General features: G+C 76.0%; 2 protein-coding genes. Both read right to left on the bottom strand.

Annotated elements, in window-relative coordinates:
• Positions 1-11 precede the first annotated feature (11 nt).
• Complete coding sequence (locus FB455_RS03540) at positions 12-14,144, bottom strand: type I polyketide synthase (RefSeq protein WP_145752183.1); 14,133 nt, start codon at positions 14,142-14,144, stop codon at positions 12-14.
• Positions 14,145-14,190: 46 nt separating this feature from the next.
• Entirely contained in the window at positions 14,191-25,416 is an 11,226-nt protein-coding gene (locus tag FB455_RS03535) for a type I polyketide synthase (RefSeq protein WP_145752181.1), read from the bottom strand.
• Positions 25,417-25,425: the final 9 nt, after the last annotated feature.

The raw sequence follows: 25,425 nt of genomic DNA, 5'->3' as shown, positions 1-25,425 counted from the left end.
CAGCGATCACGTCAGGACATCCCCAGCTCGCGGTCGATGAAGTCGAAGACCTCGTCCGGCGTCGCGTCCTGGAGCTTCTCGGCGACGGTGTCGCCGTCCGCCGGGGCGTCGGCCTCGTTGAGGGAGGCCAGCAGCGCCCGCAGCCGCTCGGTGATCCGAATTCGGGCGCTGCGGTCCGGCGCCGAGCCGGAGAGCGCCGCTTCCAACCTGTCCAGCTCGCCGAAGACCGGTGCGACCCCGACCACCCCGCCGTCGACGACGGCGGCCCGCACGTACTCGGCCAGCCCGGCGGCGGTCGGGTAGTCGAAGACGACCGTGGCGGGCAGCCGGACGCCGGTCGCCGCGGTGAGCCGGTTGCGCAGCTCCACGGCGGTCAGCGAGTCGAAGCCGAGTTCGCGGAACGCCCGGTCCGGCTCGACGGCGTCCATCGAGTCGTGGCCGAGCACCGCGGCGGCCTGCCCGCGTACCAGCTCCAGCAGGGTCTTGCGTCGTTCGGCGTCGGTCTGCCCGGCGAGCAGGGCGGCCAGGGACTCCGCGGAGACGCCGGTGTCCTCGGCCCGCTCGGCGACGGCCCGCCGCGCCTCGGCCACGCCCGCGATGAGCGGGCTGGGCCGCACGGCCACGAAGCCGGGCACGTAACGGGCCCAGTCGATGCCGGCCACCATCGTCGCCGGCTCGCCCCGCGCGACGCACTGCGCGAGCGCCGTGAGCGCGGCTCCGGTGTCGAGGCGGGCCACGCCGGTACGCCGGCGGCGCTCCTCCACGGCATGGTCGGTGGTGGCCATCCCGCCGGCCGCCCAGGGGCCCCAGGCGACCGAGGTGGCCGGCAGGCCCTGCCGGTGCCGCTGCTCGGCGAGGGCGTCGAGGTAGGCGTTGGCGGCGGCGTAGCTGCCCTGACCGGCGGCGCCGAGCTGCCCGGCCAGCGCGGAGAACAGCACGAACGCGCGCAGTTCCCGCCCGACGGTCAGCTCGTGCAGGTGCAGGGCACCGAGCACCTTGGGGCGCAGGACGGTGGCGAGGCGGTCGGCGGTGAGCCCGTCGAGCACCCCGTCCTCGAGGACGCCGGCCGCGTGCACGACGCTGGTCAGCGGCGCGTCGGCGGGTACCTCGTCGAGCAGCTTGGCCAGCGCGGCCCGGTCGGCCACGTCGCAGGCCGCGACGGTCACCCGGGTGCCCGCCCCGGTCAGCTCGCGGACGAGTTCGGCGGCGCCGGGGGCGTCCGCGCCACGGCGGCTGACGAGCATCAGGTGCTCGGCGCCCCGGGCGGCCAGCCAGCGGGCCACCTCCGCGCCGAGCGCGCCGGTGCCGCCGGTGACCAGCGTCGTGCCCGGGTAGCCGGCGTCGTCGGCGGGCGCCTCGCCGCCGGGTGCCCGCACCAGCCGGCGGACCAGGATGGTGGCGCCGTCGACCGCGAGCTGGTCCTCGCCGTCGAGTCCGGCGAGGGCGGCGCAGAGCAGGTCCCAGCCGTGGTCGTCCAGGGTGGCCGGTACGTCGACCAGGCCGCCCCACCGCTCGGGGTGTTCGAGGGCCACGACCCGGCCGAGGCCCCAGAGCAGCGACTGCTCCGGTCGGCTGGGCGTGCCGCTCCGGGTGGTGCCGGCGGCGCCCCGGGTGACGCACCACAGCGGCGCGGCGACGTCGAGGTCGCCGAGCGCCTGGATCAGCGCGAGCGACCGTGCGAGGAACGGCGGCACCGGCTGGGTGTCGTCGACCGGGCCGTCGGCGAGGGCGAGCAGGGACAGCACCCCGTCGACCGGGGCCGGCCCGCCGTCGGCGGTACGGGTGACACCGCTCAGGTGCGCGGTGAGGGCGGCACGGTCGGTCAGGTTCTCCGGCAGCGACACCAGCCGGACATCGGCGCCCCGGCGGGACAGCTCGGCGACGGCGGCCTCGCCCTCCTCCGGGTGCCGTGCGTCGGCGATCACCCACCAGGCGCCGGGGAGGAAGCTGACGGGCGTCCCGGTGTACGGCTGCCAGACGCTGCGGTAGCGCAGGTCGTCCAGGGCGGAGCGGTTGCGCTGCTGGCGTCGCCAGGAGGCGAGCACGGGCAGGGCCGCGCCCAGCCGTTCCAGGGATTCCGTCGCGTCCTGCTCGGTGAGTTCCGCGAGCGCGGCCAGGTCCTCGCTCTCGACGGCCGCCCAGAACGCGGAGTCGACGCCGCTCGGGGTCTCCTCGGTGTCGTCCTGCCGGATCGCCGCGGTCGGCCAGAAGCGGCTGCGGTCGAAGGCGTACGTGGGCAGTGCGACGGTGTCGGTCTCGGCGAGTACGGCCGTCAGGTCGACGGGCAGACCGATCGTGTGCGCGGTGGCCAGGTTCGTCAGCAGCCGCGTCGCGTCGTCGTCACCCCGCCGCAGACTGCCCAGCACGTGCCCGCTCACGCCGGCGTCGTCCAGGATCGCCGTGACCGGCATCGCCAACACCGGATGCGGAGAGATCTCCACGAACGTCGTGTGACCCGCCTCGACGGCCACCCGCACGGCGGCGTCGAACTGGACGGTCTGCCGCAGATTGTCGTACCAGTAGTCCGCCGTCATCGAGGACGGGTCCACCCAGTCCCCGGTGAGGGTGGAGACGAGCCGGACGTTGCCCTGTCGCGGCGTCACGTCGGCCAGGTCGGCGCGCAACTGCTCCGCGACATCCTGCACCGCCACGGAGTGCGACGCGTAGTCCACCGGGATCAACCGCGCCCGCACACCGTCGGCCTGGCACGCCTCCACCAGATCGGCAACCGGCCGCGGCGGACCCGACACCACGACCGTCGACGGACCGTTCACCGCCGCGACACCGACGCCCGGGAACGCCGGCAGCCGCTCGGCCACCGCCTCCGCCGACAGGTCGACCGACGCCATCGTCCCGGTGCCCCGCAGCACCGTCAGCGCCCGCGACCGCAACGCGACCGCCTTCGCCGCGTCCTCCAGGGACAGGATCCCCGCCACACACGCCGCGCCGATCTCGCCCTGCGAGTGACCGACCACCGCCGCCGGGGTGACCCCGGCGTGCTGCCACACCGCCGCCAGGGCCATGCCGACGGCCCACAGCACCGGCTGCACGACCTCGACCCGCTCCAGCCACGACTCGTCGTCACCGGTCAACACCGACCCCAGATCGACATCCAGGTACGGCGCCAGGGCCCGCTGACACTCCGCCAGCCGCGCGTCGAACACCGGCACACGACCGGCGAGACCGGCCGCCATCCGCGCCGACTGCGCACCCTGACCCGGGAACACGAACACCGCACCGGTTCCGGAGGCCGTACCCGTGACGAGGTTCCCCGCCTGCGCGCCGGCGGACAGGGCGTCCAGGCCCGCCAGCAACTCGGCCACGGTGGCCCCGACGACGGCGGCCCGCTGGTCGAACGTCGACCGGGTGGCGGCGAGGGACCAGCCCACCGCCGCCGCGTCGAGGTCGGCGTGCGCGCGGACGTGCTGGGCCAGGCGAGCGGCCTGACCGGCCAGCGCGCCCTTCGACCGCCCCGACACCGTCCAGACGACGACGTCGGAGGCCACGAGCCCCGGGCTGCGATCCTCGGCGGCCTCGCCGTCGGGCTCCACGCTCTCGGCGGGGAGGTCCTCGGGCAGTTCGATGATGACGTGGGCGTTGGTGCCGGAGATGCCGAACGAGGACACCGCCGACCGGCGCGCCCGGCCCACGGCCGGCCACGGCCGCGACTCGATCGCCAGCTCGACGGCCCCGGAGTTCCAGTCGATGTGCGGGGACGGCTCGTCCACGTGCAGCGTCGCCGGGACCACGCCCTCCCGCATCGCCAGCACCATCTTGATCACACCGGCGACGCCGGCGGCGGCCTGGGTGTGGCCGATGTTCGACTTCACGGAGCCGAGCAGCAGCGGCTCGTCGCGCTCCTGCCCGTACGTGGCGAGCAGGGCCTGCGCCTCGATCGGGTCACCGAGGGTGGTGCCCGTGCCGTGCGCCTCGACCACGTCCACGTCGGCCGTGGTGAGGCGGGCCGACGCCAGCGCCTGGCGGATCACCCGCTGCTGCGACGGACCGTTCGGGGCCGTCAGCCCGTTCGACGCACCATCCTGATTGACCGCACTGCCCCGCACGATCGCCAGCACCTCGTGACCGTTACGCCGCGCGTCCGACAACCGCTCCACCACCAGCACACCAACACCCTCACCCCAGCCCGTGCCGTCGGCACCCGCCGCGAACGCCTTGCACCGGCCGTCGGCCGCCAGGCCCCGCTGCCGCGAGAACTCCACGAACAGCCCAGGCGTCGCCATCACGGTCACGCCGCCGGCGAGGGCCAGGTCGCACTCGCCACGCCGCAGCGACTGCACCGCCAGGTGCAACGCCACAAGCGACGACGAACACGCCGTGTCCACCGACACCGCCGGCCCCTCCAACCCCAACGCGTACGCCACCCGACCCGACACCACACTCGCGGCGTTGCCCGTGCCCGCGAAGCCCTCCACCTCGTCCCCCGCCACCATCAGCAGGGCCCCATAGTCCTGACCATTCGTGCCCACGAACACCCCTGTTCGCGAACCCCGAAGAACCCCAGGCTCAACCCCTGCCCGCTCGACCGCCTCCCACGAGACCTCCAGCAACAACCGCTGCTGGGGGTCCATCGCCAAGGCCTCACGGGGGGAAATCCCGAAGAAACCGGCATCAAACTCCGCCGCCTCGTAGAGGAAGGCGCCGCTGCGGACGTATGAGGTGCCGGTGGAATAGGGGTCGGGGTCGTAGAGCTTCTCGACGTCCCAACCCCGATCGCCGGGTAGGTCGGACACGGCGTCACGGCCGGCGTGCAGCATCTGCCAGAACCGCTCGGGGTCGTTCGCCCCGCCGGGGAAGCGGCAGGACATGGCGACGATGGCCACCGGCTCGTCGTCGCCGAGCGTCACCGGGGCGGCCTCGACGGCCACGGCGGCCTCGCCGCCCAACTCCTCGTGCAGGTGCCGGGCGAGCGCGGTCGGCGACGGGTAGTCGAAGACCAGGGTCACCGGCAGCCGCAGCGAGGTGGCGGTGGCGAGCCGGTTACGCAGCTCCACCGCCGTCACCGAGTCGAAGCCGAGGTCCCGGAACGCGTGGTGCGGGTCGACGGCCTGGCCGTCGGCGTACTTGAGGACCGCGGCCGCCTGGTCGCGGACCAGATCGAGCAGCGCCTGCTGGCGCTCGGCGGCGCTCATCCGGGTGAACGCGCCGGCGGGGCCGGCCTCGTCGGTCTCCTTCGTCTCGGCGAGGCCCTTGGTGGCCTGCAACCGCTGCGCCTCGGGGATCTCCGAGATCAGCGGACCGGGCCGGGTGGCGGTGAACGCGACGAAGAACCGGTCCCAGGCGATGTTCGAGATGGTCAGGAAGGTCTCGTCGTGCTCGACGGCCTGGTGCAGGGCCGCGACGGCGAGGCGCGGGGGCATCTCGGGTGCGCCGTGGCGGTGCAGCATCCGGCCGAACTCGCCGTCGGCCATGCCGCCGCCGCCCCAAGCGCCCCAGCCGATGGAGGTGGCGGGCAGGCCGAGGGCGCGCCGGTGCTCGGCGAGGGCGTTGAGGAACGCGTTGCCGGGGGCGTAGTTGCCCACGCCGGAGCTGCCGACGGTGCCGGCCATCGAGGAGAACAGGATGAACGCGTCGAGGTCCAGCTCGCGGGTCAGCTCGTGCAGGTTCAGCGCGGTCGTGACCTTCGCGCTGAGCGCGTAGTCGACCTGCTCCAGGGTCAGCGAATTGATCACCGAGTCGTCGAGGACGGCGGCGGTGTGCACGACTGTGGTCAGCGGGTGCTCGGGCGGCAGGTCGGCGAGGACGGCGGCGAGCGCCGACCGGTCGGCGGCGTCGCAGGCGGCGACGGTAACCCGGGCGCCCAGTGCGACCAGCTCGGCCTCGAGGTCGGCGATGCCCTCGGCCTGCCGGCCGCGCCGGCTGACCAGCACCAGGTGCGCGGCGCCGTTGGCGGCGAGCCAGCGGGCCATGTGTCCGCCGAGCGCGCCGGTGCCGCCGGTGACCAGGGCGGTGCCGGAGGGCCGCCAGGTGCGCGGGGCGGGGGCGTCGCCGAGCGGGGCGTGCAGCAGTCGCCGGCCGAAGGCGCCGGCCCACCGCAGCGCGACCTGGTCCTCGCCGTCGGCGCCGACGAGGACACGGACCAGCCGTCGGCCGGCTGCGTCGTCGAGTTCGTCGGGCAGGTCCACGAGGCCGCCCCAGCGGTCCGGGTGCTCCAGTGCGGCGACCCGGCCGAAGCCCCAGGTCAGCTGCTGGAGCGGGTGCGGCAGCGGATCGGCTGGGCCGGTGGCGACGGCGCCCCGGGTGAGGCACCACAGCGGCGCGCGAACTCCGGCGTCGCCGAGCGCCTGCACGAGGGTGACGGTGCCGGCGAAACCGACCGGCACCGACTGGTGCGCCGGGGCGGGCGTCTCGTCGAGCGGCAGCAGCGACACGATCCCGGCGGGGCGAGGGCCGCCGTCGGCGAGGTCGCGCAGCCGAGCTGCGAGCGCCGCGCGGTCCGTGCGGTCGGCGTCCAGCGCCAGCGGTACGACGGTGCCGCCGTGCCGCCGCAATGCGTCGGCGCAGAAGTCGGCCTCGGCCGCGCCGGTGTCGTGGGGGCCGGTGAGCAGCCACCAGGTGCCGGTGGCGGCCGGCTCGCCGGAGGCGTCGGGAGCGACGGGCGTCCAGTTGTCCCGGTACCGCCAGGAGTCCACGGTGGCCTGGTCGCGGTGCCGGCGACGCCAGGCGGCGAGCACCGGCAGCACGTCGGCGAACGCCGTCTCCGGGACGGGCCGCGACTCGGCCGTGGCGGAGAGTTCGGCCGTGAGCGCGGTCAGGTCCTCCGCCTCGACGGCCGCCCAGAACCGGGCGTCGACCTCGTCGTCGGCCACGGGACCGGCGGCCGCGGGGGCGGGCGCGGTTGACGGCTGCGGCCAGTAGAGCTGCCGCTGGAACGGATACGTGGGCAGGTCGAGACGACGCCCGGCGAGGCCGGCGAAGGCGGGCCGCCAGTCCACGGCCGTACCCCCGGCCCAGACCTCGGCCAGGGCGCGCAGGAAGCGGCCGAGGCCGCCCTCGCCCCGGCGCAGGCTGCCGGTGACGGTGACCGCGTCCGGGTCGGCGGCGGCCAGCTCGACGCTCTCCTGCACGGCCATGGTCAGCACGGGGTGGGCGCTGACCTCGACGAAGGTCTGGTAGCCGGCGGTGACAAGGCTGCGTACCGCCTCGTCGAAGCGGACGGTCTGCCGCAGGTTGCGGTACCAGTAGTCGGCGTCGAGGGCGGCGGTGTCGAGCCAGTCGCCCTCGACTGTGGAGCGGAACCGGACCTCGCCGGTGCGGGGCCGCAGCCCGGCGAGCAGTTCCAGGAGCTGCTCGCGCAGCTGCTCGACGTGGGCGGAGTGGGAGGCGTAGTCCACGGGCACGCGGCGCACCCGCACCTCGCGGGACTCGTAGTGGGCGACGAGCTCGTCGAGGGCGGCGCCGTCGCCGGAGACCACGACGGAGGTGGGTCCGTTGACGGCGGCCAGGGCGATGCGGCCGGCCCAGCGGGCGATCGTCGCGGTGGCCTCGTCGGCGGTGGTGGCGACCGAGACCATGCCGCCGTCCCCGGCGATGCCGGCGATGATCCGGCTGCGCAGCGCGACCACGGCCGCCGCGTCGTCGAGGGTGAGGCCACCGGCGACGTACGCGGCGGCGATCTCGCCCTGGGAGTGCCCGACGACGGCTGCGGGGCGCACCCCGTACGACTCCCAGAGCGCGGCGAGCGAGACGCTGACCGCGAACAGGGTGGGCTGCACGACGTCGACGCGCTCCAGCGACGGGGCGTCGGGCGCGCCGCGCACCACGTCGGCTGGTGACCAGTCGACGTACGGGCGCAGCGCCTCGGCGCAGGCGGCGAACGTCTCCGCGAAGACGGGGGCGGTGTCGAGCAGCTCGGCGGCCATCCCGGCCCACTGCGAGCCCTGGCCCGGGAAGACGAACGCGACCTCGCCCGGCGTGCCGGGGACGCGGGTGACGGTCTGCGGGCCGGGCCGGCCGGCGGCGAGCGCGTCGAGGGACGCGGCCAGGTCGTCGCGGTCGGCGGCGAAGACGACGGCCCGGTGGTCGTGCGACGCGCGGGTGGCGGCCAGCGACCAGCCGACGTCGGCGAGCGCGTCGTCGTCCACTGTGCCGAGGTGCTCGCGCAGGTCCCGGCTGCGGGCGGTGAGGGCGTCGACGGTGCGCCCGGAGAGGACCCAGGGCAGTTCCCCGGTCGGCACGTCGGCTGCCGGTCCGGGCTCCGGCTCGTCGGCGGGGGCCTGTTCGAGGATGGTGTGCACGTTGGTGCCGCTGATCCCGAACGAGGAGACGGCGGCGCGGCGTACCCCGTCGGCGGGCTCCCACGGCCGGGCGGCGGTGAGCAGCTCGACGCTGCCGGCGGTCCAGTCGACGTGCGGGGTGGGCTCGTCCACGTGCAGGGTGGGCGGCAGCACCCCGTGCCGCATCGCCAGGACCATCTTCATCACCCCGGCGACGCCGGCCGCCGCCTGGGTGTGCCCGATGTTCGACTTGATCGAGCCGAGCCAGAGCGGCCGGTCGGCGGGCCGGTCCTGGCCGTACGTGGCGATGAGCGCCTGCGCCTCGATCGGGTCGCCGAGGGTGGTGCCGGTGCCGTGCGCCTCGACGGCGTCCACCTGGTCGGCGGTGAGTCCGGCGTTGGCGAGGGCCTGCCGGATCACCCGCTGCTGGGCGGGGCCGTTGGGTGCGGTGAGGCCGTTGGAGGCGCCGTCCTGGTTGACGGCGCTGCCGCGCAGCACGGCGAGGACCGGGTTGCCGTCGCGGCGGGCGTCGGAGAGGCGCTGGAGCACCAGCAGGCCGACGCCCTCGCCCCAGCCGGTGCCGTCGGCGGCTCCGGCGAACGGCTTGCACCGGCCGTCGGCGGCGAGGCCACGCTGGCGGGAGAAGCCGACGAAGATGCCGGGGGTGGCCATCACGGTGGCGCCGCCGGCCAGGGCGAGGTCACACTCGCCCGTCTGGAGGGCCTGCGCGGCCAGGTGCATCGCGACCAGCGACGACGAGCAGGCCGTGTCGACGGTGACGGCCGGGCCGTGCAGCCCGAAGGTGTACGCCAGCCGTCCGGAGATGACGCTGGCGGAGGTGCCGGTGGCGAGGTAGTTCTCGTCGACGTCCCCGGTCGCCATCAGCAGCGAGCCGTAGTCCTGGCCGTTGGTGCCGACGTACACGCCGGTGCGGCTGCCGCGCAGGGCGGTCGGGTCGATCCGGGCCCGCTCGAACGCCTCCCAGGTGGTCTCCAGCAGCAGCCGCTGCTGCGGGTCCATGGCGAGGGCCTCGCGGGGGCTGATGCCGAAGAACGCCGGGTCGAACTCGCCGGCGCCGGCGACGAAGCCGCCCTCCCGGACGTAGCTGGTGCCGAGGTGCTCGGGGTCGGGGTGGTACAGCTCCGCGAGGTTCCAGCCGCGCTCGCCGGGCATCAGGCTCAGCGCGTCGGTGCCGGTGGCCAGCAGGTCCCAGAGCTGCTCGGGCGAGGTGACCCCGCCGGGGAAGCGGCAGCTCATGGCGACGATGGCGATCGGTTCGCGGTCGCGGCCGGTGCCGTCGGCGACCACCTCCCCGGTGGTGTGCCCGGCGGTGAGGCCGTGCAGGTGGGCGGCGAGTTCGGCGACCGTGGGGTGGTCGAAGACCAGCGTGGCGGGCAGGGTCATACCGGTCTCGGCGGTGAGCCGGTTGCGCAGCTCGACGGCGGTGAGCGAGTCGAAGCCGAGGTCGCGGAAGGTGCGCTCGGGCAGCGGCCGGCCGGCCGGGTAGCCGAGCACGACGGCGGCCTGGGTGCGTACGAGGTCGGCGAGCTGCGGCAGGGACCGGCCGACCACCACGGCGCGGGCGGGGCCGGTGGGCACGGCGGGCACCCCGGGCAGGGCGGCGATCAGTGGCGTCGGGCGGCCCCAGGAGGCGGCGAGGCGTCCCCAGTCGACGGCGGCGACGGTGACGGCCGGCTCGGCGGTGTTGACCAGCCGGCCGAGGGCGGTGACGGCCTCGGCGGCGGGGAGCGCGTCGACGCCGCCCCGGGCGAGCCGGGCGGTCAGCGCGGCGGCCATGCCGTCCTCGGCCCAGGCGCCCCAGGCGATGGCGGTGCCGGGCAGGCCCTGGTCGCGTCGCCAGGCCGCGAACGCGTCGAGATAGGCGTTGGCCGCCGCGTAGTTGCCCTGTCCGGCGCTGCCGATGATCCCGGCGAGGGAGGAGAAGAGCACGAACGCGTCGAGGTCGCGGTGGGCGGTGGCCTCGTGCAGCACCTGGGCGGCGCGGACCTTGCCGTCGAGGACGGTCTGCATCCGGCCCAGGTCGAGCCCGTCGAGGACGCCGTCGTCGATCACGCCGGCGGTGTGCACGACGGCGGTCAACTCCGGCAGGCCGGCCACGAGGGCGTCGACGGCCGCCCGATCGGTGACGTCGCACGCCACCACCCGTACCGCGCCCAACTCGTCGACCAGCTCGGCCGCGCCCGGAGCCGCCGGACCCCGCCGCGAGGCCAGCACCACCTCGGCCGCCCCGTTCGCCAGCAACCAACGCGCCACGTGCCGGCCCAGCGCACCAGTACCACCGGTCACCAGCACCGTCCCGGTAGGCCGCCAACCCGCACCCGCAGGCGGCGCGGCCGGCACCAGCCGCCGGCCGAAGACGCCCTGCGGGCGGATCGCCACCTGGTCGTGGCCGGCGTCGGCGAGGACGGCGAGCAGCGCGTCCGCCGCGGTGCGCTCGGCGTGGGCGGGCAGGTCGATCAGGCCGCCCCAGCGGTCGGGCTGTTCGAGCGCGACGACCCGGCCCAGGCCCCAGGCCAGGGCGGGCCAAGGGTCGGTGAGGGTCTCGCCAGCCCCGACGCGCACGGCGCCCCGAGTGAGGCACCAGAGCCGGCCGGGCAGGCCGGCGTCGGCGAGCGCCTGGGTGAGGGTGAGCAGCAGCGCGGCGCCGACGGAGACGGCCGGGGCGTCCGGCAGCGCCCGGTCGGTCGCGGGGAGCACGCAGAGCACGCCGGTCCAGCCCTGCTCGCCGTGACCGCGCAGCAGCCCGGTCAGCTCGGCACGGTCGACGCCGGGGGCGACGGTGAGCGTGTCGACGTGGGCGCCCGCGCCGGTCAGCGTGCCGGCCGCCCCGGCGTCGTCGGCGTCGGCGGTGACGACCAGCCAGCGGCCGGTCAGCGCGGGCGCGGCGGCGGGGCGTACCGGCTCCCAGTCGATCCGGTACGTCCAGCCGTCCACCACGGCGTCGCGCTGCCGGGCCCGTCGCCACGACGAGAGCACCGGTACGGCCGGGGCGAGGGCCTCGACCGCGGCGGGGTCGTCCTGCACGGCCAGGTGGGCGGCGACCCCGGTCAGGTCGCCGCGCTCCACGGCCGCCCAGAAGTCCCCCTCGGCGGCGTCGCCCGGCGCGGCCGTCACGGCGGTGCCGCCGGCCTCGGGCCAGTAGCGCTGGTGCTGGAAGGCGTACGTGGGCAGGTCCACCCGCCGCGCGCCGGTGTCGGCGAACCACTGCTGCCAGTCGACTGCAACCCCGCGCACGTGCAGCTCCGCCAGCCCGGCCAGCAGCCCGTGCGCCTCGGGCCGGTCCCCGCGCTGCGCCGGCACGGCGAGCACGCCAGCCCCGTCCGACAGGGCGTCGCCGACCATCGCGGTCAGTACGCTGCGCGGCCCGACCTCCAGGAACGTGTCCACCCCGGCGGCGCGCAGCGCAGCGACCCCGTCGGCGAAGCGGACGGCCTCGCGGACGTGACGCACCCAGTAGTCGGCGGTGCGGATCTCGTCGGCGTCGGCGAGCGCCCCGGTCACGTTCGACACCACCGGCAGCGACGGCGCGGCGAAGGTGAGCTTGTCGAGCACCGCGCGGAACCGGGCGAGCATCGGCTCCATCAGCGGACTGTGGAACGCGTGGCTGACGGTGAGCCGGCGGGTGCGTACGCCCCGCTCACGCCAGACCTGCTCCACCTCGTCGAGGGCCTCGACGGCGCCGGAGACCACGACGGCCTGCGGACCGTTGACCGCCGCGATCCCCACGCCGGCCAGCCCGTCCAGCGTGGCCGCCACCTCGGCCTCGGTGGCCGCGACGGCCAGCATCCCACCCCCGGCGGGCAGCGCCTGCATCAACCGGCCCCGCGCCGTCACCAGCGCGCAGGCGTGCTCCAGCGACAGCACCCCGGCCACGTACGCGGCCGTGACCTCGCCGATCGAATGACCGCCGACCAGGTCGGGGGCGACGCCGAAGGACTCCACCAGCCGGAACAGCGCCACCTCGACCGCGAACAGACCGGCCTGCGTGAACACCGTCTGGTCCAGCAGGCCGGCGTCGGCCGAGCCGTCGGCGGCGAAGAGCACCTCACGCAGGGGGCGCGGCAGGGCTCGATCCAGGTGCCCGCACACCTCGTCGAGGGCGGCGGCGAACACGGGGAACTCGGCGTACAACTCCCGGCCCATGCCGGCGCGCTGCGCGCCCTGACCCGAGAAGAGCACCGCGAGCTGGCCGCGCGGCGCCCCGGCACCGGTCACGACGGTACCGGCCGGTTCCCCGGCGGCAAGGGCGCGCAGCCCCGCGAGCAGGTCGTCGCGGCCGGTCGCGGACAGCACGGCCCGACGGTCCAGGGTGGAGCGGGAGGTGACCGACGAGAAGGCCACGTCGAGCGGGCGGAGGGTCTCGTCGGCGGCGAACCGGGCGGCCCAGCGGCCGGCCTGCGCGGCGAGCGCGGCGTCGGAGCGGGCGGAGAGCAGCACGGGGGCCACCGTGCGGGCCTGCGGCGTGGTCGGCTCGGCCTCGGCCTCGACCTCGACCTCGGCGGGAGCCGGGGCCTGCTCGATGATGGTGTGCGCGTTGGTGCCGGACACGCCGAACGACGACACGGCGGCCCGGCGCGGCCGGTCCACGGCGGGCCAGGGCGTCGCGGCGGTGGCGAGGGTGACCGCCCCGGCGGTCCAGTCGATGTGCGGGGACGGCTCGTCGACGTGCAGGGTGGGCGGCACCACGCCGTGCCGCATCGCCATCACCATCTTGATCACACCGGCCACGCCGGCGGCGGCCTGCGTGTGCCCGATGTTCGACTTGACCGACCCGAGCAGCAGCGGTGCGGCCTCGTCGCGGTCCTGCCCGTACGTGGCCAGCAGCGCCTGCGCCTCGATCGGGTCGCCGAGCCGGGTGCCCGTACCGTGCGCCTCCACCACGTCGACCTGCTCGGGCGTGAGGCGGGCGTTGCCCAGGGCCTGGCGGATGACGCGCACCTGGGAGGGGCCGTGCGGGGCGCTGAGCCCGTTGGACGCGCCGTCCTGGTTGACCGCGCTGCCGCGTATCACGGCGAGCACCGGGTGGCCGTGCCGCTGCGCGTCGGAGAGCCGGGTGAGCAGCAGGATGCCGATGCCCTCGGACCACGAGGTGCCGTCCGCGCCGGCGGCGAACGCCTTGCACCGGCCGTCGGCGGCGAGGCCGCGCTGCCGGCTGAAGCCGACGAAGACCGCCGGGGTGGGCATCACCGTCACGCCGCCCGCGAGGGCCAGCTCGCAGTCGCCGTTGCGCAGGGCCTGCGCGGCCAGGTGAAGGGCGACGAGCGAGGACGAGCAGGCGGTGTCGACGGTGACCGCCGGCCCCTCCAGCCCGAGCGTGTACGCGACGCGGCCGGAGATGACGCTCGTGGCGTTGCCGGTGAGCAGGTGCCCCTCGCCGTTCTCGGCCTGCGCCATCATGCCGTCGTAGCCGTGCGACGACGCCCCGACGAAGACGCCGGTGCGGCTGCCCCGGACGGCCGGCAGCGGCAGCCCGGCCCGCTCGAACGCCTCCCAGGACGTCTCCAGCAGCAGCCGCTGCTGCGGGTCCATGGCGACGGCCTCGCGGGGCGAGATGCCGAACAGGTCGGCGTCGAAGTCGGCGGCGGAGTAGACGAAGCCGCCCTCGCGCACGTAGCTGGTGCCCGGGTGGTCGGGGTCGGGGTGGAAGAGGCTCTCCAGGTCCCAGCCCCGGTCGGCGGGGAACGGCCCGATCCCGTCGCCGCCGTCGTGCACGAGCTGCCACAGCGCCTCGGGGCTGTCGACCCCGCCGGGGTAACGGCAGCTCATCGCCACGATGGCGACGGGCTCGGCGTCACGGGCCTCCAGCTCGCGCAGCCGACGCCGGGTACGCCGCAGCTCCGAGGTCGTACGCTTCAGGTACTCGACGTACTTCTCGTCCTCGTTGCTCACCGTGGACCTACCTCACTCGGCATGCCGATGTCGTTGCGGCTGGTGGTCACGACGTCTCCAGCTCGCGGTCGATCAGGTCGAAGATGTTCGCGGCGGTGGCCGACTCCAGGTCGTCGTCGCCGTCCGCGTCCGCCTGCCGCTCGGTCAGCCGGCCCAGCAGGCCGTGCAGCCGGTCGGTGATCCGGCGGAACTCGTCGTCGGCCGGGTCCAGCCCGACGAGCGCCGCCTCCAGCCGGTCGAGTTCCCGGCCCGCCCCCGACGGCTCGCCCGCCGAGGTCGCCGGGACGAACTGCCCGCCCAGGTGGGCGGCGAGCGCCTCGGGCGTCGGGTTGTCGAAGACCAGCGTCGCCGGCAGCCGCAGCCCGGTGGCCGCGCCGAGCCGGTTGCGCAGCTCGACGGCGGTGAGCGAGTCGAAGCCGAGTTCCCGGAACGCCCGGGTCGGCTCGATGCCGGCCGGGTCGCCGTGGCCGAGGACGACCGCCACGTGCGACAGCACCAGGTCGCGCAGGGCGCGTGCCCGCTTGTCGTCGGGCAGGGCGCGCAGCGTCTCGGCGTACGCCTGCCCGTCGGTGGCCGCACCGGCCGCGGCCCGGCGGCCGGCGGCGCGGACCAGGTTGGTCAGCAGCGGGTGTACGGGCGACCCGGGCGCGGCCACGCCGGTGACGATCTTGGCGGGCATGAGGGTCGCCCGCTCCGAGCGCCAGACCGCGTCGAACAGGGCGAGCCCCTCGGCGTCGGAGAGGGCGGCCATGCCGCCCCGGTCGAGGCGGCGGATGTCGGCCGAGTCGAGGTGACCGGTCATGCCGCTGGCCTGCGCCCAGCGGCCCCACGCCAGCGCGACGGCCGGCAGGCCGAGGGCCCGCCGGTGCTCGGCGAGGGCGTCGAGGAACGCGTTGCCGGCGGCGTAGTTGCCCTGGCCGGGACCGCCGAACACGCCCGCGGCGGCGGAGAAGAGCACGAACGCGCTCAGCTCGTGGCCGAGGGTGGCCCGGTGCAGGTTCCACGCCACGTCGACCTTGGGCCGCAGCACCGCGGCGAGGCGGTCGGGGGTGAGCGACTCGACGGTGGCGTCGTCGAGGACGCCGGCGGCGTGCACGACGGCGCGCAGCGGGTGCCGCCGGTCCACCGTGGACAGCACGTCCGCCACGGCGTCCGGGTCGGCCAGGTCGGCGGCGACGATCGACACGTCCGCGCCGAGGGCCTTGAGGTCGGCGAGCAGGTCGTCGGCGCCCTCGGCGTCCGGGCCGCGCCGGCTGACCAGCAGCAGTTGCCGGGCGCCGTGCGCGGTGACCAGATGCCGGCAGAGCAGCGCGCCGAGGGTGCCGGTCGCCCCGGAGACCAGGACAGTGCCGTCGAGCCGGGGCGTCTGCGGGATACTCAGGGCGAGCTTGCCGACGTGCCGGGCCTGGCTGAGGAAGCGGAACGCCTCGGGGGCGCGCCGGACGTCCCAGGTGCGCCGGGGCAGGGGCCGCAGCGCACCGGCGGCGAAGAGCGCCATCAGTTCGCCCAGCATCGCGCCGATCTTCCCGGGGCCGGCCTCGATGAGGTCGAAGACCTGGTAGCTGACGCCCGGGTGGTCGGCGGCGACCTGCTGCGGGTCGCGCTTGTCGGTCTTGCCCATCTCGACGAACCGGCCGCCGTCGGCGAGCAGCCGCAGCGACGCGTCGACGTACTCGCCGCGCAGGGCGTTGAGCACCACGTCGACGCCCCGGCCACCGGTGCGGTGGGCGAACTCGTCGGCGAAGTCGAGGCTGCGGGAGGAGGCGAGGTGCGCGTCGTCGAAGCCGGTGGCGCGCAGCGCCGGCCACTTGCCGGGGCTGGCCGTGCCGTAGACCTCCGCGCCGAGGTGGCGGGCGATCTGCACGGCGGCCATGCCGACGCCGCCGGCCGCCGCGTGGACGAGCACTGACTCGCCCGCGCGCAGCCGGGCCAGCTCCACCAGCCCGTACCAGGCGGTCAGGAAGACCACGGGCACGGCGGCGGCGTCGGTGTAGGACCAGCCGTCGGGGATGCGGGTGAGCAGTCTGCGGTCGGTGACCGCCGCCGAGGAGACCGAGCCGGAGAAGATGCCCGTCACCCGGTCGCCGGGGGCGAGGTCGGTGACGCCCGGCCCCACGCCGAGCACCACGCCGGCGCCCTCGTTGCCCAGCACCTCCTGGTCGGGGACCATGCCGAGGGCCAGCACCACGTCGCGGAAGTTCAGCCCGGAGGCGCGCATCCCGACCAGGACGTGGCCCGCCGGCAGCTCCCCGGCCGTCTCGGGGCCGGGCAGCAGGGCGAGGTTCTCCAGCGTGCCCTTCTCGGTGACGTCGAGGCGCCATGGCACCTCGCCGGCGGGCAGCGGCAGCACCCCGGCGTCGCGGGCCCGGGTCAGCCGCGGCACGAGCGGCGCGCCGTCGCGGAGCGCGAGCTGCGGCTCGCCGGAGGCAACGGCCGCCGGGACGGCCGCCAGGGAGGCGGCGGCGTCGTCGGTGTCGAGCAGCGTGAACCGGCCGGGGTGCTCGGACTGCGCGGAGCGGACCAGTCCCCACAGGCTCGCCCGGGCCAGGTCGCGGGGGGCCTCGCCCGGGGCCGCGCCGACCGCGCCCCGGGTGTGCAGGACCAGCCGGGACCGCTCCAGCCGGGACTCGCCCAGCCACTGCTGCACCAGCGCGAGCGCGTCGCGGGCCGCGTCGTGCGCGGCCTCGCCGGCCCGCTGCGGGTCCGGCTCCGCGCCGGAGCGCAGGTCCAGCACCATATCGGGTACGTCCCCGGACTCCCCGATCTCGGCGACCAGCGCCGCCAGGTCGGCGTGGGACCGCACCGGGTGCCCGGCGGCGGTGAGCGCACCGGTGAGGCCGAGGGTGTCGTCGCCGAGCAGCGCCCAGCTGACCGTCTGCCCCGCCGCCGCGTCGGCACCCGGCAGCGGCGTCCAGTCCAGGTGGAACACCGAGGTGCGGCGCAGCGCGGCCGCCTCGTCGGCCCGGCCCGCGGCGACGGGGCGGAACGTCAGCGACTCGACGGTGGCGACGGGCTGGCCGGCGGTGTCGGCGAGGGTGACCGCGACGGTGTCCGGGCCGAGGGAACGCAGCCGCGCCCGCAGCCGGGTGGCCCCGTGGGCGTGCAGGGCGACCGAGCGGAAGGCGAACGGCATCCAGCCCGCCCCGGAGGTGTCCGCCGGGTCGCCGAGCAGGGCGGTGACCCCGCTGGCCTGCAGGGCCGCGTCGAACAGGGCCGGGTGCAGCCCGAAGCGGGACGCGTCGGCGCTCGCCTCCTCGGGGAGGGCCACCTCGGCGTAGACCTCGCCGTCGCCGCGCCACACCCGGCGCAGCCCTCGGAAGGCGGGGCCGTAGCCGAGGCCACCCTCGGCCATCTGTGCGTACCAGGCGTCCAGGTCGGCGTCGATCTCGACGGCGCCGGCCGGCGGCCACTGCCCTGGTACGGCGGCCGGGTCGGGCAGTTGCGGCAGCAGGAGGCCCTCGGCGTGCCGGGTCCACTCGGCGTCGGCGTCCTCCTCGGGGCGGGAGTGCACTGTGACGCTCCGCTCGCCGGTGTCGGCGGGCGGGCCGACGCGTACCTGCACCTGCATCGCGCCGGTCGCGGGGAGCACCAGCGGGTTGATCAGCGTCAGGTCGCCCACCTGGCCGGCGTCGACCTCGTCGCCGGCCCGGACCACCATGTCGACGACGCCGGTGCCGGGGACGATCACTGCCCCGCCGACGGCGTGGTCGGCCAGCCACGGGTGGGTACGCACCGACAGCCGCCCGGTCAGCACCACCGTCCGGTCGTCGGCGACGGGTACGGCCGCGCTGAGCAGCGGGTGCCCGATGTCCTGAAGGCCGGCGGAGCCGACGTCACGTACGCGGTGCGCGGGGGCGTCCAGCCAGTAGCGTCCGTGCTCGAAGGCGTACGTGGGCAGTGCGACGGTGCCGGTCTCGGCGAGTACGGCCGTCAGGTCGACGGGCAGACCGATCGTGTGCGCGGTGGCCAGGTTCGTCAGCAGCCGCGTCGCGTCGTCGTCACCGCGCCGCAGGCTGCCCAGCGTGTGCCCGGTCGCGCCGGCGTCGTCCAGGATCGCCGTGACCGGCATCGCCAACACCGGATGCGGAGAGATCTCGACGAACGTGGTGTGCCCGGCGGCGACGGCCACCCGCACCGCCGCGTCGAACTGGACGGTCTGCCGCAGATTGTCGTACCAGTAGTCCGCCGTCATCGACGCCGGGTCGACCCAGTCCCCGGTGAGCGTCGACACGAGGCGGGTGTGGCCCTGTCGCGGCGTCACGTCGGCCAGGTCGGCGCGCAACTGCTCCGCGACGTCCTGCACCGCCACGGAGTGCGACGCGTAGTCCACCGGAATCAACCGCGCCCGCACCCCGTCGGCCTGACACGCCTCCACCAGATCGGCAACCGGCTGCGGCGGACCCGACACCACGACCGTGGACGGACCGTTCACCGCCGCGACACCGACGCCCGGGAACGCCGGCAGCCGCTCGGCCACCGCCTCCGCCGACAGGTCGACCGACGCCATCGTCCCGGTGCCCCGCAGGACCGTCAGCGCACGGGAGCGCAGGGCCACGGCCTTCGCCGCATCCTCGATGCTGAGGATCCCCGCCACACACGCCGCGCCGATCTCACCCTGCGAGTGACCGACCACCGCCGCCGGGCTCACCCCGGCGTGCTGCCACACCGCCGCCAGAGCCACACCGACGGCCCACAGCACCGGCTGCACGACCTCCACCCGCTCCAGCCACGACTCATCCTCGCCGGTCAACACCGACACCAGATCGACATCCAGGTACGGGGCCAGGGCCCGCTGACACTCCGCCAGCCGCGCGTCGAACACCGGCGTACGACCGACGAGACCCGCCGCCATTCGTGCCGACTGCGCGCCCTGGCCCGGGAACACGAACACCACACCCGCACCGGTGCCGGAAACCGCACCCGTCACGAGGTTCCCCGCCGGGGTACCGGCGGACAGGGCCTCCAGCCCCGCCAGCAACTCCTCCGTGCCCGACCCGACGACAGCGGCACGGTGATCGAACGCCGACCGGGTCGTAGCCAGGGACCAGCCCACCGCCGCCACATCCACCACGGCTTCGTTGGCCCGCTGGAGGTGCCCGGCGCCGCCGGCGCCGCGCCCGCGCAGGAAGTCCGCCAGGCGGGCCGCCTGCCCCGCGAGCGCGCCCTTCGACCGCGCCGACACCGGCCACACCACGACATCGGAGGCCACCAGGCCCGGGCCGTGCCCGACCGGAGCGACGGACAGCTCGTCGGCCTGCTCGATGATCACGTGGGCGTTCGTACCGGACATGCCGAACGACGACACCGCCGCCCGACGCGGGCGCTCCACCGCCGGCCACGGCCGCGCCTGCGTCGCCAGCTCCACCGCACCGGAGGTCCAGTCGATGTGCGGCGACGGCTCGTCCACGTGCAGCGTCGCCGGGACCACGCCCTCCCGCATCGCCAGCACCATCTTGATCACACCGGCGACACCCGAGGCGGCCTGGGTGTGGCCGATGTTCGACTTGATCGAGCCGAGCAGCAGCGGCTCGTGTCCCTCCCGGCCCTGCCCGTAGGTCGCCAGCAGGGCCTGCGCCTCGATCGGGTCACCCAGCGTCGTGCCCGTACCGTGCGCCTCCACCACGTCGACATCCGCGCTGCCCAGCCGGGCACCGGCGAGCGCCTGGCGGATCACCCGTTGCTGCGACGGACCGTTCGGGGCCGTCAGCCCGTTCGACGCACCATCCTGATTGACCGCACTGCCCCGCACGATCGCCAGCACCTCGTGACCGTTGCGCCGCGCGTCCGACAACCGCTCCACCAGCAGCACACCAACGCCCTCGCCCCAGCCCGTGCCGTCGGCACCCGCCGCGAACGCCTTGCACCGGCCGTCGGCCGCCAGGCCCCGCTGCCGGGAGAACTCGAAGAAGGTGCCGGGGGTGGCCATGACCGTGACGCCGCCGGCGAGGGCCAGGTCGCACTCGCCGCGCCGCAGCGACTGCACCGCCAGGTGCAACGCCACAAGCGACGACGAACACGCCGTGTCCACCGACACCGCCGGCCCCTCCAACCCCAACGCGTACGCCACCCGACCCGACACCACACTCGCGGCGTTCCCCGTGGCCCCGAACCCTTCGGCCTGCTCCCCCGCAGCCATGAGCAGGGCCCCATAGTCCTGACCATTCGTGCCCACGAACACCCCTGTTCGCGAACCCCGAAGAACCCCAGGCTCAACCCCTGCCCGCTCGACCGCCTCCCACGAGACCTCCAGCAGCAACCGCTGCTGCGGGTCCATCGCCGCCGCCTCGCGGGGCGAGATCCCGAAGAAGCCCGGGTCGAACTCGCCCGCCGCGTGCAGGAAGCCGCCCTGGTCGGCGTACGTGGTGCCGGGGTTGGCCGGGTCGGGGTCGTAGAGCCGGTCGAGGTCCCAGCCCCGGTCGGTCGGGAAGTCGCCGATCGCGTCGACGCCGTCGGCGACGAGGCGCCACAGTTGCTCGGGGCCGTCGACGCCGCCCGGGTAGCGGCAGGCCATGGCGACGACGGCCACCGGCTCGTCGTCGCCCACGGCGGCCGGGGCGGCATCCGGAACCGCCGCGGCGCCGGCGCCGAAGAGGCCGGCGAGCAGGAAGCGGGCCAGCACGGCCGGGTTCGGGTGGTCGAAGACCAGGGTGGTGGGCAGCGCCCGCCCGGTGGCGGCGACGAGCCGGTTGCGCAGCTCCACAGCGGTCAGCGAGTCGAAGCCGAGGTCGCGGAACGCGGTGGTCGCGCCGACGGCGGCGGCCCCGCCGTCGTGGCCGAGCACGTCGGCGGCGAGTTCGCGGACCATCTCGGCGACGGTCTCCTCGCGTCGGCCCGGGGCCAGCGCGGCGAGGCGCCGGCGCAGGGTCGCCGCCGGGCCGTCGTCGCCGTCGTCGGCTGCGGCGCCGCCGTCGAGGGCGGCCCGCGCCTCCGGTACGCCCTCTAGCAGTGGCCGGCGGCGGGCGGAGGCGTACGCGGGGGCGAACCGGGCCCAGTCCACGTCGGCCACCGTCACGGTGACGTCGTCGTGGTCGAGGGCCTGCTGCAACGCGGCCGTGGCGACGGCCGGGTCCATGGCGGGCAGGCCCCGACGGCGCAGGTTCCGTTCGGCGTCGGCGGCGTGCATACCGCCGTCGGACCAGGGCCCCCAGGCGATGGCGGTGCCGGACCGGCCGTCGGCGCGCCGCCGCTGCACGAGCGCGTCCAGGTAGGCGTTGCCGGCCGCGTATCCGGCCTGCCCGCCGCTGCCCCAGGTGGCGGCGATGGACGAGTAGACGACGAAGGCGTCCAGTTCCCGGTCGGCGAGCAGGTCGGCGAGGTGGGTGGCCCCGGCGGTCTTGCCGGCGGTGACCTCGGCCAGTTCGGCGGGGGTGACCTCCGCCAGCGGGGTGGCCTGCGCGACGCCGGCGGTGTGCACGACCGTACGCACCGGCGGGCCGGCGGCCTCGACCCGGTCGAGCAGGTCGGCGACGGCGGCCCGGTCGGCGATGTCGCAGGCGGCGACGGTGACCCTGGTCCCGAGGGCGGTCAGCTCGGCCTCCAGCGCGGCCGCGCCGGGGGCGCCGGGCCCGCGCCGGCTGACCAGCACGACGTGTTCGGCTCCGGCGGCGGCGAGCCAGCGGGCGGCGCGGGCCCCGAGCCCGCCCGTGCCGCCGGTGACCACTGCGGTGCCGGTGGGCGTGAACCGGCGCGCCGGCGGGCGGTCGCCGAGGGCGGCGCGGACGAGGCGGCGGGCGAAGACCCCGGGGCCGCGTACCGCCAGCTGGTCCTCGCCGGTCGATCCGGTGAGGATCGCGGCGAGCCGGGCGACGGCCCGGTCGTCGGCGTCGGACGGCAGGTCGACCAGGCCGCCCCAGCGATGCGGCGCCTCGACGCCGACGACCCGGCCGAGGCCCCAGATCGCTGCCTGCGCCGGGTCGACGAGCCGGTCGTACGAGGCGGCGGCGACCGCGCCCCGGGTGACCAGCCACAGCGGCGTGGCCCCGCCGGCGTCGCCGAGCGCCTGCGCGAGCGCGAGGGTGGCGGTCAGGCCGGGCAGGACCGTGCCGCCGGTGCGCGATTCCCCGGCGAGCAGGGAGACGACGCCGGCGGGCTCGGTGCCGGCGAGGGCTGCCGCGAGGGCCGCCCGGTCGGCGTCCGGCTCGACGGTCAGGGGCCGCACGTCGGCGCCGGCGTCGGTCAGCGCAGCCCGGACGGCCCGCGCCGCCGGGTCGTCCGCGTCGGCGGCGGGCAGCGCCAGCAGCCAGGTGCCGGTCAGCCGGGCGGGGGCGGGCTCGGGGGCCACCTGCCACTCCTCCCGGTACCGCCAGCCGTCGAGGACCGAGTGTTCCTGCCGCTGCCGCCGCCAGTCGGCGAGGACGGGCAGCAGGGTACGCAGCGACTCGGCGGCGGCGGTGTCGGTGACGGCGAGGGTGTCGCGCAGCGCGTCGAGATCGGCGCGTTCGACGGCGGCCCAGAACCGCCGGTCGAGCGCGCCGGCCCCGCCCGTCGTGGTGTCGTCGGCGGACGCCTCGGCCGGCACCCAGTAGTGCTGCCGCTCGAACGGGTAGGTGGGCAGGTCGACGAGCCGGCCGGGCAGGTCGGCGAGGACGTCCGCCCAGCGCGGCGGCGTACCGGCGACGTGGAGCTGGGCGAGGGCGGCGAGCAGGGTACGGCGGTCCGGGCGGTCCCGGCGCAGCACCGGAACCACCACGGCGGGGGCCGCGTCGGTGGTCTCGGTCTCGGTCCCGGCGAGGGTCTCCTGGACGCCGGCGGTGAGCACTGCGTCCGGTCCGACCTCCACGAAGGTACCGACGCCGTGGGCGCGCAGGGCGCGTACGCCGTCGGCGAAGCGGACCGCCTCCCGGACGTGGCGCACCCAGTAGTCCGGGTCGGTGAGCTGCGCCGGGTCGGCCAGCTCACCGGTCACGTTGGACACCACCGGCAGGGTCGGGGCGCGCAGGTCGAGCCGGGCCGCGACGGCGGCGAACTCGGCGAGCATCGGCTCCATCAGCGGGCTGTGGAAGGCGTGGCTGACCCGCAGCCGCCGCACCTGCACCCCCCGGTCGGTCCAGAGTCCCGCCAGCTCGTCGATGGCCGCGCCGTCGCCGGAGACGACGACGGCGTCGGGGCCGTTGACGGCGGCGACGGCGACCCGGTCGGTCAGCGCGGCGATCGACTCGGCGACCCGGGCCTCGTCGGCGGCCACGGCGAGCATCGCGCCGCCGGTGGGCAGGGCCTGCATGAGCCGGCCCCGGGCGGCGACGAGGGCGCACGCGTCGTCGAGGCCGAGCACGCCGGCCACGTGGGCGGCGGTCAGTTCGCCGACGGAGTGCCCGGCGACCAGATCGGGGGCCAGTCCCCAGGAGCCGAGCAGCCGGTGCAACGCCACCTCGACGGCGAACAGCGCGGCCTGGGTGAAGACGGTCTGGTCGAGCAGCGCCGCCTCGGCGGTGCCGGGCCCGGCGAACAGCAGCGGCTTCAGCGGCCGGGGCAGCCGGTGGTCGAGGTGGGCGCAGACCTCGTCGAGCGCCTCCGCGAAGACCGGGTACGCCTCGTACAGTTCCGCGCCGGCGCCGGCGCGCTGGGCACCCTGGCCGGAGAAGAGGAACGCGACCCCGCCCCGCTCGACGGCGGTGCCGGTGACCAGGCCGGGGAAGGGCCGGTCGTCGGCGAGGGCGTGCAGGGCGGCGAGCAGGCCGTCGCGGTCGTCGGCGAGGACGACCGCCCGGTGTTCCAGGGGCGAGCGGGAGACCGCCGAGGTCCAGGCGACGTCGGCCGGGCGTGCGTCCGGGTCGTCGGCGAGCCAGGCCGACCAGCGCTCGGCCTGGCGGCGCAGGGCGGTGCGGGTGCGGCCGGTGAGCAGCACCGGCGCGGGCGCGGGCGCCGCCGGGCGGTCCGCCTCGGCGCCGGCCGGCTCGGGCTGCTCGAGAATGAGGTGGGTGTTGGTGCCGCTCATTCCGAACGACGAGACGGCCGCCCGGCGCGGCCGGTCCACGGCCGGCCACGGCGTGGCCTCGGTGACCAGGGTGACCGCCCCGGCGGCCCAGTCCACGTGCGGGGTGGGCTCGTCGACGTGCAGGGTGGCCGGCACGATGCCGTGCCGCATCGCCTCCACCATCTTGATCACCCCGGCGATGCCGGCGGCGGCCTGGGTGTGGCCGATGTTCGACTTGATCGAGCCGAGCAGCAGCGGCGCGGCGTCGCCCCGCTCCCGGCCGTACGTGGCGAGCAGCGCCTGGGCCTCGATCGGGTCGCCGAGGGTGGTGCCGGTGCCGTGTGCCTCGACCACGTCGACCAGGTCGGGGGTGAGCTTCGCGCCGGCCAGGGCCTGCCGGATGACCCGCTGCTGGGACGGGCCGTTGGGGGCGGTGAGCCCGTTGGAGGCGCCGTCGGAGTTGACCGCCGAGCTGCGGATGACGCCGAGTACGGGGTGGCCGTTGCGGCGGGCGTCGCTGAGCCGTTCCAGCAGCAGCATGCCGACGCCCTCGGACCAGCCGGTGCCGTCGGCGGAGGCGGCGAACGACTTGCACCGGCCGTCGGCGGCGAGGCCGCGCTGCCGGGAGAACTCGACGAACGGGCCGGGGGTGGCCAGCACGGTCGCGCCGCCGGCCAGGGCGAGGCCGCACTCGCGTTGACGCAGCGCCTGGCAGGCGAGGTGGATGGCGACGGACGCCGACGAGCAGGCGGTGTCCACGGTGACCGACGGGCCTTCCAGCCCGAACGTGTACGCCAGCCGGCCGGAGACCACGCTGGCGGCGGTGCCGGTCAGCACGTACCCCTCGACGCCGGGCGCCCGGTGCAGCACGGCGGCGTAGTCCTGCCCGGAGGTACCGACGAAGACGCCGGAGCGGCTGCCGCGCAACGACAGCGGGGCGATGCCGGCGCGCTCGAACAGCTCCCAGGTGACCTCCAGCAGCAGCCGCTGCTGCGGGTCCATGGCGACCGCCTCGCGCGGCGAGATGCCGAACAGCGCGGCCTCGAACTCCCCCGCGTCGCGCAGGAACCCGCCGGCCGTGGTGTACGAGGTGCCGGCGTTGTCCGGATCGGCGTGGTAGAGCCGCTTCAGGTCCCAGCCGCGATCCGTGGGGAAGTCGCCGATGGCGTCCCCGCCGGACGAGACGAACTCCCACAGCTCCTCGGGCGAGCTGATGCCGCCCGGGTAGCGGCAGCTCATCGCCACGATCGCCACCGGCTCGGACTCCTCGGCGGTGACCTCGCGCAGCCGTTGGCGGGTCTGCTGCAGCTCGGCGACGACGCGCGTCAGGTATTCGCGCAGCCGCTCTTCGTCCGCCATGACATCTCG

It is taken from the genome of Micromonospora sp. CNZ296 (assembly GCF_007827635.1).
Note: the sequence above shows the minus strand (reverse complement) of the source record. Positions and strands in the feature narration are given on the sequence as shown.